General features: G+C 70.6%; 13 protein-coding genes. 8 read left to right on the top strand and 5 right to left on the bottom strand.

Annotated features, from left to right (window positions below):
• Positions 1 to 3 precede the first annotated feature (3 nt).
• Positions 4 to 822, top strand: coding sequence for an isocitrate lyase/phosphoenolpyruvate mutase family protein (locus ODJ79_RS35815; RefSeq protein WP_263028097.1), 819 nt, complete (start codon positions 4 to 6; stop codon positions 820 to 822).
• An 11-nt stretch (positions 823 to 833) separates the two neighbouring features.
• Here the strand turns inward: ODJ79_RS35815 and ODJ79_RS35810 are convergent, their stop codons facing one another.
• The 3 genes from ODJ79_RS35810 to ODJ79_RS35800 all read right to left on the bottom strand — a co-directional run bounded on the left by ODJ79_RS35810 (position 834) and on the right by ODJ79_RS35800 (position 4,448).
• The gene (locus ODJ79_RS35810) at positions 834 to 1,235 is read right to left on the bottom strand and encodes a hypothetical protein (RefSeq protein WP_263028096.1); all 402 of its coding nucleotides are present in this window, start codon (positions 1,233 to 1,235) and stop codon (positions 834 to 836) included.
• A gap of 4 nt (positions 1,236 to 1,239) precedes the next feature.
• The gene (locus ODJ79_RS35805; protein WP_263028095.1) at positions 1,240 to 3,225 is read right to left on the bottom strand and encodes a cellulase family glycosylhydrolase; all 1,986 of its coding nucleotides are present in this window, start codon (positions 3,223 to 3,225) and stop codon (positions 1,240 to 1,242) included.
• A 98-nt stretch (positions 3,226 to 3,323) separates the two neighbouring features.
• Positions 3,324 to 4,448 (bottom strand): PLP-dependent aminotransferase family protein, encoded by a 1,125-nt coding sequence (locus ODJ79_RS35800; RefSeq protein WP_263028094.1) that lies wholly within the window; start codon positions 4,446 to 4,448, stop codon positions 3,324 to 3,326.
• Between the two features lie 285 nt (positions 4,449 to 4,733).
• On the opposite strand from ODJ79_RS35800, the gene ODJ79_RS35795 reads away from it, so the two are divergent.
• From ODJ79_RS35795 to ODJ79_RS35775, 5 genes are read left to right on the top strand one after another with little or no spacing between them, the layout of a single operon-like run.
• A complete protein-coding gene (locus tag ODJ79_RS35795; RefSeq protein WP_263028093.1) occupies positions 4,734 to 5,894 on the top strand; it encodes an ABC transporter substrate-binding protein in 1,161 nt (386 codons plus the stop codon).
• Positions 5,895 to 5,938: 44 nt separating this feature from the next.
• Positions 5,939 to 6,850 (top strand): carbohydrate ABC transporter permease, encoded by a 912-nt coding sequence (locus ODJ79_RS35790; RefSeq protein ID WP_263028123.1) that lies wholly within the window; start codon positions 5,939 to 5,941, stop codon positions 6,848 to 6,850.
• Positions 6,851 to 6,852: 2 nt separating this feature from the next.
• Positions 6,853 to 7,686 (top strand): carbohydrate ABC transporter permease, encoded by an 834-nt coding sequence (locus ODJ79_RS35785; RefSeq protein WP_263028092.1) that lies wholly within the window; start codon positions 6,853 to 6,855, stop codon positions 7,684 to 7,686.
• Between the two features lie 19 nt (positions 7,687 to 7,705).
• Entirely contained in the window at positions 7,706 to 8,875 is a 1,170-nt protein-coding gene (locus tag ODJ79_RS35780; protein ID WP_263028091.1) for an ABC transporter ATP-binding protein, read from the top strand.
• 13 nt (positions 8,876 to 8,888) lie between these two features.
• Positions 8,889 to 10,451, top strand: coding sequence for a glycoside hydrolase family 13 protein (locus ODJ79_RS35775; protein ID WP_263028090.1), 1,563 nt, complete (start codon positions 8,889 to 8,891; stop codon positions 10,449 to 10,451).
• A 42-nt stretch (positions 10,452 to 10,493) separates the two neighbouring features.
• Here ODJ79_RS35775 and ODJ79_RS35770 read toward each other — a convergent pair whose 3' ends face one another.
• Together ODJ79_RS35770 and ODJ79_RS35765 are read right to left on the bottom strand one after the other, a co-directional pair.
• Complete coding sequence (locus ODJ79_RS35770; RefSeq protein ID WP_263028089.1) at positions 10,494 to 10,691, bottom strand: DUF397 domain-containing protein; 198 nt, start codon at positions 10,689 to 10,691, stop codon at positions 10,494 to 10,496.
• A 33-nt stretch (positions 10,692 to 10,724) separates the two neighbouring features.
• Complete coding sequence (locus tag ODJ79_RS35765; RefSeq protein WP_263028088.1) at positions 10,725 to 11,600, bottom strand: helix-turn-helix domain-containing protein; 876 nt, start codon at positions 11,598 to 11,600, stop codon at positions 10,725 to 10,727.
• A gap of 418 nt (positions 11,601 to 12,018) precedes the next feature.
• Here ODJ79_RS35765 and ODJ79_RS35760 point away from each other — a divergent pair, with 418 nt between their 5' ends.
• Positions 12,019 to 12,420, top strand: coding sequence for a hypothetical protein (locus tag ODJ79_RS35760; RefSeq protein ID WP_263028087.1), 402 nt, complete (start codon positions 12,019 to 12,021; stop codon positions 12,418 to 12,420).
• 70 nt (positions 12,421 to 12,490) lie between these two features.
• Positions 12,491 to 15,790 carry a bifunctional lysylphosphatidylglycerol synthetase/lysine--tRNA ligase LysX gene (gene lysX / locus ODJ79_RS35755; RefSeq protein ID WP_263028086.1) on the top strand — a complete coding sequence of 1,100 codons (3,300 nt, stop codon included), beginning with the start codon at positions 12,491 to 12,493 and terminating at the stop codon, positions 15,788 to 15,790.
• The last annotated feature ends 3 nt before the right edge of the window (positions 15,791 to 15,793 follow it).

The following is a 15,793-nucleotide window of genomic DNA, read 5'->3' as shown; positions in this document are numbered from 1 at the left end:
GTCGTGCCTACCACAGTGTCCTCGGCCGACCAGGCAACCGCTCTCCTCGGCCTGCACCAGGGCCCCGGCTTCGTCCTCCCCAACGCCTGGGACGCCGGGTCCGCCCGGATCCTCGAACGGGTCGGCTTCCCGGCCATCGCCACCACCAGCGCGGGCATCGCCTGGTCCGGCGGAGTCCCGGACGGCGGGGCGCTGGACCGCGACACGATGCTCGAGCACATCGGCCGGATCGTGGCCGCGGTGGGCGTGCCGGTCACCGCCGACCTCGAAGCCGGGTACGGCGACACCCCCGACGAGGTCGGCCGCACCGTGGCCCGGGCGGTGCGGCTCGGCGCGGTGGGCGGCAACCTCGAGGATGCCGGCCAGGGCGGACTGTTCGGCATCGACGAGGCGGTCGACCGGGTGGCGGCCGCCCGGGCCGCGGCGCCCGCCGGCACCTTCGTCCTGAACGCCCGCACGGACACCTACCTCGCCGGGACCGCCGGCGACGTGTTCGCCGAGACCGTCGAGCGGGCGACCCGATACCTGGCGGCCGGGGCCGACTGTGTCTTCGTGCCCGGCGTCGTCGACGAGGAGTCGATCCGCCGGCTCGCCGCGGCCATCCCGGGCCCGCTCAACGTGGTGGCCGGGCTGGCGAGCACCATCGACGCCCGCACGCTGTTCTCCCTCGGCGTGAAGCGGGTCAGCCTGGGCGGCAGCCTCGCCCGAGCCGTGTTCAGCATGCTGGAGCGGGCCGGCCGCGAACTGCTCGACTCCGGAACCCTCGGCTTCCTCGACGGCGCGATCTCGTACGCCGACATGCAGCAACGCTTCCGCCCGTAACCGCCGGCAAGTCACCGCCGGTAATACGGCTCGGCGAACGGCAGGGTGAACTGTTCGCCCGCCACCCGTACCGTCGCCGCCTGGGCCGGGGAGAACCATTCGCAGGCCCACACCCGTCCCAGCGATCGCACCGGCGGACGACTCCCGTCCGCGAGCACGACGCTCGGGGTGGCGCGGCCGGGGAGCTCGCCGTGGACGAGCCACCAGGCCGGGCCACCGTCCCAGCCGCCGCCGCGGGCCTGCGGCCGGGAAAGCCCGCTCCAGCGCACCCACTCCTCGGCGGCCGGCAGATGCGAGCCGTCGAGCTCGGCGCGGTGCTGCGCGTCGTTCAGCTCCCGCCAGCAGCCGTCGCTGCGCCATTGCAGGAGCCGGCCCGATCCGGGCAGGTGCAGCGTCGCGATGTGCCGGGCCACGGAGCTACTCGAGGCGCACGGTGTCGAGGTCGACGGTGCCCGGGTTGATGTAGACCCAGAGCACGCGTACGTCGCTGAGCGCCGCGCTGTCGCAGGACATCTCGGTCTGCAGGTCGATCGACGCGGTCGTGGTGGTGTCCTGGTTGATCCAGGTGAAGCCGGACTGGCACCAGGCGTACCCGTCGCCGGTCTGCACCGCGATGGCGGCGTTGGTGCCGGCGGCCGGGCTGGTGCGCACGTCGTATTTCAGCGCCGAACGGTGGGACATGTCGACCGGCTCGCCGAAGGTGACGCCGAACCAGCCGCCGTCGGCCGCCGCGATCTGCAGGCCGTGCGTGCCGTCGGTGGCGAAGTCGGTGGTCTGCGCGACCGTGCCGGCGTTGGTCTGCCAGGACGCGGACGCCCAGCCCTGGACACCGTCCTCGAAGGAGTAGAGCACCTGCGTCGCAGCCGGGTCCGGCTTGACCGTGACCGTCACGGTGGCCGCGTTCGACCACCGGCCGGCCTGGTCCTGGATCACGTACGAGGCGACCGCCTTTCCGGCGAACCCGGCCTGCGGCGTGAAGGTGACCGCGCCGGCGCTGTCGGCCGTGAAGACGCCGCCGGTGACGGTGGCGCTGGTCTGCCGTCCGGCGGCGGCCGGGTCGAGATCCAGCGAGGCCGGGCGGATCTTCGTGCGGTACCCGATGTCGTTGGCGGCCGCCTGCACGGTCACCGGGGTGTTCGCCGCGGTGGTCGCGGTGTCGTTGTCGGCGACCGGCGGGAGGGACCGCTGCCCGTACGCGATCTCGGTGGTGGCGTTGGAGATCGTGGTGCATACCGGGCTCGGGCAGTAGACGGTGAACCCGTCGTAGTCCGGGTAGAGCGTGCCGTCGTCCTGCGAGCCGGAGAGGATCCAGTACAGGAAGCCGTTCCCGCCGGTCCGCGCGAAGGTACTCGTCCATTCCTGATAGACCGGATTGCGGGTGGCCTTGTCCTTCCAGCCGAACTCGCCGAGCATCACGGCCTTGCCCAGTTTCCGGGCCGCGGTGTTGTGCCGGGTGATGTAGTCGTCGGCCCACTGCGCGGTGCGGTTGCCCCAGCTGTCCGGATAGAGGTGGTACGACATCACGTCGACGTCCGGCAGCGAGGCCAGCGCGATGCTGTCCACGCCCTCGCCACAGTTGTCGATCCAGTCCGGGGCGTCCGGGCCGTCGCAGAAGAAGCCCTCGTCGCCGACGCTGACCAGGTGCCTGTGGTCGAGCGACTTGAGGTACGCGGTCATCTCGCCGGCCCAGCCGGTCAGCGTGGACGTGCTACATGCAGTGCTCGGCGGGTAGATACCGGAGCCCTTGCAGCGCGGCTCGTTGCCGAGCTCCCAGGTCATGATCGTCGGGTCGTCCTTGTACCTGACGCCGGTGATCGTGTTGACCCGGTTGAGGACGTGGTTCAGGTAGTCCTTGTACCAGCCCTTGATCACCGGGTCGGTGTAGAAGTCGTCGTGGTACGCGTCGCCGCGCCAGCGGACGTACTGGTCGATGCCGCCGAAGTCGGACCAGTTGTTGGTCAGCGCCAGCACCAGCTTCTGCCCGGACCGCCGGGCGGCGTCGACGACGTAGTCGAGGCGCTCCAGGCCGTTGGCGCCGTCGTTGAAGGCCGGCTTGGTCCCGTCGAAGTACTGGAAGTACACGCCGTCCGGCGCCGGGGCGACCGAGTTGCTGCCGTCGGCGTTGCCGATCAGGGCGAACGCCCAGGTCCGCATGACGTCGAAGCCGGCCGCTTGTGCGTCGGCGAAGACGTCGTCGACCATCGCCCGGCTGGAGTAGAACAGGTAATAGTTGTTCGTGCCGCCGAAGCGGAACGGCTTGCCGTCCAGCTTGAGCGTGCTGCCGGCCCGGGTGACGAAACCCGCGGACGGTACCGGGTGGGTCGCGGGTGCTGCGGCGGCGGGGCCGGCGGCGACGAGAGCGCCGGCCAGGGCCGCAAGGACGGCGACGAAGCCTCTCCGCATGCCACGGTCTCCTCGACGGTCGATGCCCGATCGCATCGACCGGGGCCAATGGAGAAGCTAGCACCCGCGAAGGGAAACCGGGAGCGCTCCCAAACCCTTTACCCGAGGCCGGTCAGGGCCGAGCCGAGCCGGGCGGCGGCGCCCGCCAGGTCGGCCGGCGCCAGATGGGAGAAGCTGAGCCGGATGCGGTCGTCGCCGCCGGCGCCGTCGACATAGAACCGCGGGCCGGGAACGAACGACGTGCCGTTCCGCTCGGCCCGGGCAAGCAATCCGGTCGCTCCGACCCCGGGCGGCAGCGCGACCCACAAGAACCAGCCGCCGGCCGGCGCCTCGACCGGCAGGTACGCGCGCACGGCCGAGACCAGGGCATCGCGCTGCGCACGGTACTCGGCGCGCACCGCGGCGACATGGCGCCGGTACGCCCCGGACGCGGCGAAGCAGTACATGGTGGTGGCGACGGAATGGTTGACGCCACCGCCGCTGTGCACATAGCCCAGCGTGGCCAGGCGGGTGATCAGCGCGGGGTCGGCATTGATCCAGCCGAGGCGCAGGCCGGGCGCGACCGTCTTGGCGAACGTGCCCAGCCGGACGACACGGTCGCCGCCGGACAGTCGCCACAGCGACGGCGGGGCCACGCCCTCGTAGCACAGCTCGCGGTAGGTGTCGTCCTCGAGCAGCGTCAGGCCGGTCCGGCGGGCCAGGGCCACCAGGTCGCGGCGCCGTTCGGCCGGGAGGCTCCGGCCGGTCGGGTTCGCGAACGTCGGCACCAGGTAGAGCAGCGGGACGCGCCGGCCGCCGGCGCGCAGGGCGGCGAGTTGCTCGGCCAGGGCGGCCGGGTCCACGCCGTCCGCGTCGGCGGGAGCCCGCACCACCGTGGCGCCGGTGTCGGCGAGGATCCGGAACGCCAGGTGGTACGAGGGCGAGTCGACCAGGATCACGTCGCCGGGGCCGGCCAGCAGCGATGCCACCAGCGCCAGGCCGTGCGAGGCGCCCCCGGTGACGAACAGCTGCTCGGGGGCGGTGCCGCCGCCTTCGGTGTCGCACAGGTGCGCGGTCAGCCAGTCCAGCAGGGGCGTGGGACCGGTGGCCTGCCCGTACGTCAGTTGCCGCCAGCCGAACTCCCGGGCCGCCGCGGCCGACGCCTTCCCCCACTCCCCCACCGGCAGCAGGCCAGGGCGCGGATGCCCCCAGCTCAGATCCAAAATGCCGGGACGACTCTCCATTTGGATCATTCCCGCCATGGGCCGAGCCTCGAACCTCGGACCGGACAAGTCAACGCCCTTTGCAAAATCGTGTTAGCTCTCCACTCGCGCTTCTGACCGGGAAGTGGCAGCCTGAAATCAGTTGTGATCTACGTCATAACGCAGCGTATGGCGGACGGAGGATCAATGAGGCTTCATCATCCGACAGAGGCGAAGGGGCGCCCATCACGACGCATCGCAACCCTCGGCGTACTGGCCCTGACGGCATCTCTCACGGCAGCCTGCTACGGCGGCCCGAAGGGGATCGTGGTCAACCTGTACGGCGGAGCGAGCGGCACCGGCTTCGACAAAATCATCGCCAACTGCAACCAGGCGGCCGGCGGCCGCTACACGATCGTCGGCAACCTGCTGCCCAGCGACGCCGACGGCCAGCGCGACCAGTTCGTACGCCGGCTCGCCGCCCACGACGACGGCATGGACCTGCTCGGCATGGACGTGACCTGGACGGCCGAGTTCGCCGAGGCCGGCTGGATCCGGGAGCTGACCGGCGACGAGAAGGCGCAGGCCACCAAGGACACCCTGCAGCCGCCGATCGACACGGCCACCTGGAAGGGGAAGCTCTACGGCATCCCCCGCACCACCAATGTCCAACTTCTCTGGTACCGCAAGTCCCTGGTGCCGACGCCGCCCAAGACCTTCGACGAGATGCTCACGATGGCCCAGCAGCTCAAGGCGCAGGGCAAACCGTACGAGATCGGCCTGACCGCCGCCCAGTACGAGGGCTACGTCGTCAACATCAACAACCTGGTGACCGCGTACGGCGGGACGCTGGTCAACGCCGACAGCACGAAGCCCACGGTCGACGACAAGACCGTGCAGGCTCTCGCCATGATGCGCCGGCTCGCCAGCACCGGCGTGACCAGCCAGTCGCTGTCCAACGCCCAGGAGCCCGAGGTGTTCGCCGACCTGCAGGCCGGCCGCTCGGCCTTCTCCCTCAACTGGCCGTACGTACTCAGCGCCATGCGTACGGCGAATCCGGCCATCGTCGACGACCTCGGCTTCGCCCCCTACCCGTCGATCGACGGCGGGACGCCGAAGGTGACCTTGGGCGGGATGAACTACGCGATCAGCACCTACAGCAAGCACCCGGCCGAGTCGTTCGAGGCCGGTATGTGCATGCGCGACGAGAAGAACGCGCTCAGCGCCGCGCTGGACGGCGGTGACGTGCCGGCCCTGGCCACCGTCTTCGACGAGCCGGACTTCATCAAGGCGTACCCGATGAAGGACGTCATGCTCACCGAGCTGAAGAACGCCGTGCCGCGCCCGGTGTCGCCGGTCTACCAGAACATCTCCACGATCGTCTCCACCACGCTGTCGCCACCGAACCAGATCAACCCGCAGAAGTCCGCCGACAAGCTTCGCAGCGCGATCCAGGCTGCGATCGATGGCAAGGGGATCCTCCCGTGACCGCTACGCCGACCCCGGCGGCCGCGGAGGCGGCCGACCTCGAAATCGAAGAAGAAACCACCGCGATCGCCCGCAAACGGTTCAACGAGGCCAAGCGGGCCGAACGCAAGCTGGGCCTGCTGCTGGTGGCGCCCGCGGTGATCATCATGCTCGCCGTGACCGCCTATCCCGTGCTGTACGCGATCTGGCTCTCGCTCAACAAGGCCGACCTGCGTAAGCCCAACGACAACCAGTTCATCTGGTTCAGCAACTACATCACCGTGCTGTCCAGCCCGATCTGGTGGACCGCCTTCGGCGTCACCACCCTGATCACCGTGGTCAGCGCGGCTCTCGAGCTGGCCCTGGGCATGGCGCTGGCGGTCGTCATGCACCGCACGATCGTCGGCCGCGGGCTGGTGCGCACCTCGGCCCTGGTCCCGTACGCGATCGTGACCGTCGTCGCCGCGTTCTCCTGGCGCTTCGCCTGGACCCAGGACCTGGGCTGGCTGGCGCCGAAGGGCTCGGCGCCGCTGACCCAGTTCTGGTCCTCGATCGGGATCATCATCCTGGCCGAGGTCTGGAAGACCGTCCCCTTCATGGCGCTGCTGCTCATGGCCGGCCTCGCCCTGGTCCCGGAGGACCTGCTCAAGGCGGCCTCGATGGACGGTGCGTCCGCCTGGAAACGCTTCTGGATGGTCACGGTGCCGCTGATCAAGCCGGCCATCCTGGTGGCGTTGCTGTTCCGCACGCTCGACGCGTTCCGGATCTTCGACAACATCTTCATTCTCACCAGCGGCGCCAACCAGACCAGCTCGGTGTCCATGGTGACCTACAGCAACCTGATCCGCGGGCTGAACCTCGGCATCGGCTCGGCCATGTCGGTGCTGATCTTCATCACCACCGGGATCATCGCGTTCGCGTTCATCAAGCTGTTCGGCGCGGCCGCGCCGGGCGTCGACCCCGGTGGGAGGCGGTAGCTGTGCAACCCGCGACGACCAACCGCAAGCTGATCTGGTGGGGGATCAACATCCTGGTGCTGCTGTACGCGTTCGTCCCGGTGTTCTGGCTGCTCTCGCTCTCGCTCAAGAACGCCGAGACACTCAACGACGGCAAGTACTTCCCGACCCACCCGACCGGCGCCAGCTACAAGGCCATCTTCCAGAACGAGGACTTCGTCCGCTCCCTGATCAACTCGATCGGCATCTGCCTGATCTCCACGCTGGTGGCCATCGTGGTGGGCACCATGTGCGCGTACGCGATCGCCCGGCTGCAGTTCCCGGGCAAGGCGGCGATCCTGGCGATGGCGCTGCTGGTCTCGATGTTCCCGCAGATCGCGCTGGTCACTCCGCTGTTCAAGATCGAGACGGCGATCGGGCTGTTCGACACGTGGCCCGGCCTGATCATCCCGTACATCACCTTCGCGCTGCCGCTGGCGATCTACACGCTGTCGGCGTTCTTCCGGGAGATCCCGTGGGACCTGGAGAAGGCGGCGAAGATGGACGGCGCCACGCCGTACCAGGCCTTCCGGCAGGTCATCACCCCGCTCGCGATGCCCGGCATCTTCACCACGGCGATCCTGTGCTTCATCGCGTGCTGGAACGACTTCCTGTTCGCCCTGTCGCTGACCTCGACCTCGGCGGCACGCACCGTGCCGGCCGCGATGAGCTACTTCACCGGCGCCACCACGTTCGAGAAGCCCACCGGGCCGATCGCCGCGGCCGCCATCGTCATCACCATCCCCCTCGTGCTGTTCGTGCTGGTCTTCCAGCGGCGCATCGTCGCCGGCCTGACCTCCGGCGCGGTCAAGGGCTGACATTCGAGAGGAGCCGAAAGTGGCCGAGATCGTTCTGGAGCACGTCGTCAAGCGCTACCCCGACGGATCGCTGGCGGTTGACGACTTCAACCTCGACATCGCCGACGGCGAGTTCATCATCCTGGTCGGCCCGTCCGGCTGCGGGAAGTCGACCACCCTCAACATGGTGGCCGGCCTCGAGGACATCACCGCCGGCAAGCTGATCATCGACGGTCAGGTGGTCAACGACAAGGCGCCCAAGGACCGCGACATCGCCATGGTGTTCCAGTCCTACGCGCTGTACCCGCACATGACCGTCCGGGAGAACATGGGCTTCCCGCTGCGGCTGGCCGGGATGGACAAGCTGACCATCCGGAAGAAGGTGGACGACGCCGCCGAGCTGCTGGAGCTGACCCAGCACCTGGACCGCAAGCCGGCGAACCTGTCCGGGGGCCAGCGTCAGCGCGTCGCCATGGGACGCGCCATCGTCCGGTCCCCCAAGGCCTTCCTGATGGACGAGCCGTTGTCGAACCTGGACGCCAAGCTGCGGGTGCAGATGCGTACCCAAATCTCCCGCATCCAGAAATCGCTGGGCACCACGACGCTCTACGTGACGCACGACCAGACCGAGGCGATGACCCTCGGCGATCGGGTCGTGGTCATGCGCGCCGGCGTGGTGCAGCAGGTGGGCACCCCCGCGCACCTGTACGCCCACCCGGCGAACCTGTTCGTGGCCGGCTTCATCGGCAGCCCGTCGATGAATTTCCTGCCCGGGCAGCTGCGCGGCGGTACGGTGGTGACCGCCCTCGGCGAGGCCCAGCTGCCGGAGCAGACCCGGCGGGCACTGGACGGCGCGGTCACCGACCGCGACGTGATCGTCGGCATCCGGCCCGAGCACTTCGAGGACGCGTCGGTCGTCGGGGACAAGCCGGGGGCGGCCTTCGAGGCGCCGATCGACATCGTCGAGGCGATGGGGTCGGACGTCTTCGCGTACTTCACCGTCAAGGGCGAGAGCGCACACTCGGCCGACCTCGACGACCTGGCCAAGGACACCGGCAACGACCTGCACGGCGCCGGCACCTCGATCACCGCCCGGCTGGACGCGTCCTCCGGCGTCCGGCGCGGCAGCAACGCCCGGCTCTGGTACGACACGGCGAAGCTGCACCTGTTCGACGCGGCATCCGGCAAGAACCTGCTGACCACCGACTGAAGGGATCTTTAGGATGAGCCCCTGGTGGCGCCACGCGGTGATCTACCAGGTCTACGTGCGCAGCTTCGCCGACTCGGACGGCGACGGGATCGGCGACCTGCCGGGCGTCCGGTCCCGCCTGCCGTACCTGCGCGACCTGGGCGTCGACGCCCTCTGGCTCAACCCGTTCTACCCGTCACCGCAGGCCGACGCGGGCTACGACGTGTCGGACTACCGCGACGTCGACCCGCGCTTCGGCGCCCTGGCCGACGCCGAGGCGCTGATCGCCGACGCGCACGCGTACGGCCTGCGGGTGATCTTCGATCTGGTTCCCAACCACACCTCCGACGAGCACCCCTGGTTCCGGGCCGCTCTGGCTGCGCCGCCGGGCAGCCGCGAGCGTGCCCGGTACCTGTTCCGCGACGGCCGCGGGTCGCTCCCGCCCAACAACTGGGCGAGCGCGTTCGGCGGCCGTGCCTGGACCCAGGTCGCCGACGGGCAGTGGTACCTGCACCTGTTCGCGCCGCAACAGCCCGACCTGGACTGGACCAACGACGAGGTACGCGAGGAGTTCCGGTCCATCCTGCGGTTCTGGCTCGACCGCGGGGTCGACGGCTTCCGCGTCGACGTCGCACACGGGCTGGCGAAGGACCCGGAGATGCCCGACCTCGGCGCCGGGCAGGCCACCTCCGGCCCGGCCGTCGCCGGGCACCCGCACTGGGACCTCGACGAGGTGCACGACGTCTACCGGTCCTGGCGCCGGATCAGCGACGGCTACCCGGGCGACCGCACCTTCGTCGGCGAGATCTGGGTGGCCGACCCGGCCCGGCTCGCCCGCTACCTGCGCCCCGACGAGCTGCACACCGCGTTCAACTTCACCTTCCTGCTCGCGCCGTGGGAGGCCGGGGCGCTGCGCCGGGCGGTCGACGAGAGCATGCAGGCGCTGACCGCGGTCGGCGCGCCGGCGACGTGGGTGCTGTCCAACCACGACGTGATCCGGCACGTCACCCGCTACGGCGGCGGCGCCACCGGCGTCCGGCGGGCCCGGGCCGCGGCGTTGCTCATGCTGGCCCTGCCCGGCGGGGCGTATGTCTATCAGGGCGAGGAACTGGGGCTGCCGGAGGTCACCGACCTGCCCGCCGAGCTGCGCCAGGACCCGACCTTTCTGCGTACGCGGGGCGCGGATCCCGGCCGCGACGGCTGCCGGGTGCCACTCCCCTGGTCCGGCACGGCGCCGCCGTTCGGCTTCGGACCGGGCACGGCGTGGCTGCCGCAGCCGGCCGAGTGGGCCCGGCTGACCGTGGACCGGCAGGCCGGCGATCCGGCGTCGATGCTGTCGCTCTACCGATCGGCGTTGCGCCACCGGGCGACCGTCCCGGCCCTGACCGAGGGGCCGCTCGGCTGGCTGCCGGCCGACGGGGACGTGCTGGCCTTCGACCGCGGCCCGGGGTTCGTCTGCGTGGTCAACGCCGGCGACCGGCCGGCCGCGGCGCCCGACCGCGTACGCGGGGCCCGGCTGTTGCTCTCCAGCGATCCGCTCGGCGGCAACGGCGTCCTGCCGCCGGACACCGCGGCCTGGTATATCGCCGAACTGTAGTGGGGTGTGGTCACAGATGGTCACCAACACCCCACCACGGGGTCAGCGGTCGAACTCTCCGTCCTTCACCGCGCCGACGAATGCCTTCCACTCGTCCGGCGTGAAGGTGAGCACCGGGCCGGTCCTGTCCTTCGAGTCCCGAACTGCAACTACGCCGGGGAGGTTGTCAGCCACTTCGACGCAGTTGCCGGAGGACCCGGACCGCGTGCTCTTGCGCCATCGTGCGTGAGACAGATCCATATCGCGCCTCCTTCTCCATGTCGCCCGATCGCTCTATGTCGCCAGATCGGCAGCGATCTTACTGAGAGTATCCCGGGTCACCGTCGGCCCAAGCGCCGTTGCCTGGAGTTGTTCGTAGGCCGCGGAGTATGTGGAGACCTCCGCCGGCCGCTCGAGATAGAGGGCGCCGGTGAGCGTGTCCACGTACACCATCTGGTCCTCGGCGGCGTCCGGGTAGGGCTCGGGCAGCGGCGGGAAGCTGAGGATGACGAAGCTCCCGTCGAAGCCCACGCCGGCCGCATAGGGCAGCAGGAGAATCTGGACGTTGGACCGCTCGCTCGCCTCGATCAGTCGCACGATCTGCTCCCGCATGACCGCCCGGCCGCCGACCAGCCGGCGTGCGGCACCCTCGTCGATCACGACCCGGAGCAGCGGCGGCTCGTCCTGCGCGAGAATGGCCTGCCGCTCCATCCGGAGCGAGACCTGTTTCTCGACCTCTTCCTCGCGCGTCAGCACCGGCGCGCCACGGAATGCCGCCCGCGCGTAGTCCTCGGTCTGCAACAGGCCCGGGATCATCTGGCACTCATACGTGCGGATGACCGACGCCTCGGACTCCATGCCGACGTAGGTCGTGAACCAGTCCGGCAGGACGTCGCTGTACCGCTGCCACCAGCCGCGCTGCTTCGCCTGCCGAGCGACGGCGATGACCGCCTCGGCCTGGTCGCCCGCCACTCCGTAGAGGGACAGCAGCGCCCGTACGTCGTTCGGGTGAGGCCGGACCTCCGCGCTCTCGATCCGGGACAGCCAGCTCGCATCGTGGTCCACGCGCCGGGCCGCCTCCGCGGCCGACAGCCCCGCGGAGTCTCTGAGCTGCCGCAGCGTGAGGGCGAGGCGTCGCCTTCGGACCGTCGGGCTCTGGCGCTGGGTCACGGCTCATCCTCCCGCCTAGATCCGTTGCAGACAACATGAGCGGCATTCGCAAGTGTCATTCGGGATCATGTAGTACGCATGTTGCGGATTTCAATATCTCCGTGCGACGGTGGCGATGGCGCGGTGGCTGCGTTGTCTCCCCATAACTTGCCGCCGCGTCCTCCGCGGAAGGAGCGAGGCGTCGATGACCCACACCGCCGAGCGACCGTCCTGGGACTGCCGATCCTGTGGCGATCCCTGGCCCTGCGATCATGCACGGAAGCGTCTGGTCACCACGATGGACCGGATCGAACTCGCGATCTCCATGTGGGCGAACCTCGAGGACGCCTGCTCGGACATACCGGACGGTCCGCCGGCCGAGCTCTTCGACCGCTTCATCAAGTGGACCCACTGAACGGCGCAGCGATACGTTCTGGGCATGCGGCGTGAGAGTGTCTCCGTCCGGGTGGGGTGGATCTGTCTGCTGGTGGTCGGGGCCGGCATCCTCCTGTTCGGTCTGGTTGCGGTGGTGGCGCCGGGAGGTGGGGATCGGGCGCTCATGCGGGCCGACGGGCTCGCCTCGGTGGGGCTGGGGCTGTTCGGGGTGCTGATGGCCGCCATTCCGTTCCGGCGCGGGGAGCGGTGGGCCTGGTATGCGTTCTGGTTCTATCCGGTCTTCTGGGCCGTGCACCTGATCGGCCGGCTGCCACCGGGCAAGGACCACGTTCATCAGGTCGTGTTCATCGTGCTGTCCCTGACCGGGCTGCTGGTCACCGTCGGCTGGTTCTTCCCCCGCCACCCCGGCCGCGACACCGGCACGGCGGTCCCGAAGGACCGCTGAAGACGCGCGACGGTCGCGCCGATCGTGGCGCCCGGCGCGGCGGTCGACGCGGCTGACTAACGTCATCGTCGTGGTGAGCACAGACGATGGTCCGCAGGGGTGGCAGGACCGATTCGCAGCCTGGCCCGGGCGGCTGGTCACCCTGGCCGGCATCTGGGTGCTGATCAGCTTCCCGCTGCGTACGTTCCACTTCACCTGGTGGGTGGACTACGCGTTCGGCCTGTTCAACATCCCGGCCGAGCCGAACCTGTTCATCGCGGCCGCGCTGCTGGTCCTGGGCAGCGCGCTGCGCCGCCGGCTGCGGGCCGCGTATCTGCTGCTGCTGGTCTACCAGGTGTGCGCCACGATCGTGGACGCCATCACGGCCGCGGTCGGCCTGGTGTTCTGGACCGATCCGGGCAAGGCCGACCTCGACATCTCCCGCGCCGAGCTGGTCTTCACCGTGGTGGCCGTCCCGATCGGCGCGACCGTCACCGTCCTGCTGTGGCGGTCCCGGGCGGCCTTCCCGGCCCGGCTGGCGGCCGGCTCCCGCCGTGCCGCGCTGGCCGTGCTGGTCGCCGGCCTCGCCGTGTCCTGGGCGCTCGCCTTCAGCCTGTCCTGGGTGTTCCCGAGCACCCTGCACGGGCCGGGGGAACACGCGATCTGGGCCAACCGCACCTCGCTCGGCCTGGACACGGCCGGCGGCACCGTGGGCCTGCACCACCACCACGGTCATCACTGGGAGGCGATCGTCGCCTCGACCGTCTCCGCGCTTGTGCTGCTGGCCGCGGTCAGCGTCTTCCTGCGGTCGGCGCGCGCCGCGCAGTACATGAGCGCCGAGTCCGAGGTGCACCTGCGCCGGCTGATCCTGACCGACGGCGAACGCGACTCGCTGGGCTACTTCGCCACCCGGCGGGACAAGTCGGCGATCTTCTCGCCGGACGGCCGGGCCGCGGTCACCTACCGGGTGGTCGCCGCGGTGAGCATGGCCAGCGGCGACCCGATCGGCCACCCCGCCTCGTGGCGGGCGGCGATCGACGCGTGGCGGGACGAGGCACGCCGGCACGGCTGGTTCCCGGCGGCGCTCTCGGCCGGCGAGGACGGCGCCCGCGCGTACGTGGAAAGCGGTTTGAAGGCCCTCACCATCGGCGACGAGGCGATCCTCGAGGCGGCGACGTTCACCCTGCAGGGCCGCACGATGCGCCCGGTCCGCCGGGCGGTCACCCGGGTCCGCGAGGCCGGCTACACCGCTCAGGTCCGCCGGCAGGGCGCCATCGGCGCGACCGAGCTGGCCGAGCTGGACCAGCTCGCCGCCGCCTGGCGCGGGGACGAGACCGAGCGGGGCTTCTCGATGGCGCTCGGCCGGCTCGGCGACCCGGCCGACGCGCGCTGCGTGGTGGTGACCGCGCACGATCCGGGCGGCGCGGTGCGCGGGCTGCTCACCTTCGTCCCATGGGGCGTGCGCGGCCTGTCGCTCGACCTGATGCGCGCCGACCGGCAGGCCGAGAACGGCCTGACCGAGTTCATGGTCGCGTCGCTCATGGAGGCCTGCGCCGACCTGGGCATCCGCCGGATCTCGCTGAACTTCGCGATGTTCCGCTCGGTGTTCAGCTCGGCCGAGAGCGTCGGCGCCGGCCCGGTCACCCGGCTCAGCGACGCGGTGCTGTCGGTGGCGTCCCGGTTCTGGCAGCTGGAGTCGCTGTACCGGGCGAACGCCAAGTACCTACCCGCCTGGTATCCCCGGTTCCTCTGCTACGACTCGTCGCTCACGCTCAGCCGGGCCGCGCTGGCCGCCGGCATCGCCGAGGGCTTCCTGCCGTCGCTGGCCCCGCCGGCGCCGGACCGGGCCGACGAGATCGTGGACGTCGTACGCGCCCAGGAGCAGGAGCTGCTGCGCCCGGTCCGCCCGCCGCGCCGGCTCAGCCAGCAGCAGCGCGCCCGCCTGGAGAAGACCGATCGGCTGGTCAAGCTCGGCCACGAACCCTATCCCGTGTCAGTCCCGCACACCTCCACCATCGCCGAGGTCCGGGCCACCCATCCGGGACTGGCGCCGGACGCGCGGACCGGCGAGCGGGTCTCGGTCACCGGCCGGGTGCGGGCGCTGCGCGACCTGGGCGGCGTGCTGTTCGCGGTGCTGCAGGACGGCGCCGTCACGCTGCAGGCCATGCTCACCGACGACACCACGCCCGCGCCGGCCGGTCACCGGTGGCGGCAGACCGTCGACCTCGGCGACCACGTGAGCGTCACCGGCGAGGTGGTCACCTCCCGCCGCGGTGAGCTGTCGATCCTGGTGGACGACTGGACCATGGCCGCCAAGTGTCTGCGCCCGCTGCCCGACACGCACGCCGGCTTCACCGATCCCGAGGCCCGGCTCAGCCAGCGCCACCTCGACCTGCTGATCAACCCGGACGCGATGCAGGTGCTGCGCGACCGCAGTGCCGCGGTGAAGGCGCTGCGGGACGCGTTCGCCGCCCGGGGATACGCCGAGGTCGAGACCCCGATGCTGCAAGCGGTGCACGGTGGCGCGGCGGCCCGCCCGTTCCGCACCCACATCAACGCGTACGACATGGGCCTGTATCTGCGGATCGCGCCCGAGCTTTACCTCAAGCGGCTCTGCGTGGCCGGGATGAAGAAGGTCTTCGAGCTCAACCGGAACTTCCGCAACGAGGGCGTGGACGCCACCCACAACCCGGAGTTCACCTCGCTGGAGGCGTACGAGGCGTACGGCGACTACCACTCGATGCGCGACCTGACCCGGGAGATCGTCCTCGAGGTGGCCATCGCCGTGCACGGCAAGCCGGTCGCCATGCGACCCGACGGGCCGGTCGACCTGAGCGCGCCGTGGCCGGAGGTGACCGTGCACGAGGCGGTGAGCCGGGCGGCCGGCGCCGAGCTGACCTCGGGCACCCCGGTCGAGCGGGTACGCGAGGTCTGCGAGCGGCACGGCGTGCACGCCCCGGCCGATGCCACCGCGGGCGAGCTGGTCGTCGAGCTGTACGACGCGCTGGTCGAGAAGCAGACCACCTACCCGACGTTCTACACCGACTTCCCGATCGAGACCTCGCCGCTGACCCGCACTCACCGCGCCGACCCGCGGCTGGCCGAACGCTGGGACCTGGTCGCGTTCGGCATGGAGCTGGGCACCGCGTACTCGGAGCTGGTCGACCCGGTGGAGCAGCGGGAACGGCTCACCGCGCAGTCGCTGAAGGCGGCCGCCGGCGATCTGGAGGCGATGCAGCTCGACGAGGCCTTCCTTACCGCCCTGGAGTACGCGATGCCGCCGACCGGCGGGCTCGGCCTCGGCGTCGACCGGCTGGTGATGCTGCTGACCGGCACCACGATCCGGGCCACCCTGGCGTTCCCGTTCCACCGCCCGGCGGCCGGCTCGTAGGCG

Origin of the sequence: Actinoplanes sp. KI2 (assembly GCF_025630775.1) — a bacterium.
Taxonomy (GTDB): domain Bacteria; phylum Actinomycetota; class Actinomycetes; order Mycobacteriales; family Micromonosporaceae; genus Actinoplanes.
The sequence above is the reverse complement of the archived record's forward strand: the minus strand, read 5'-3'. Positions and strand labels throughout refer to the sequence as shown.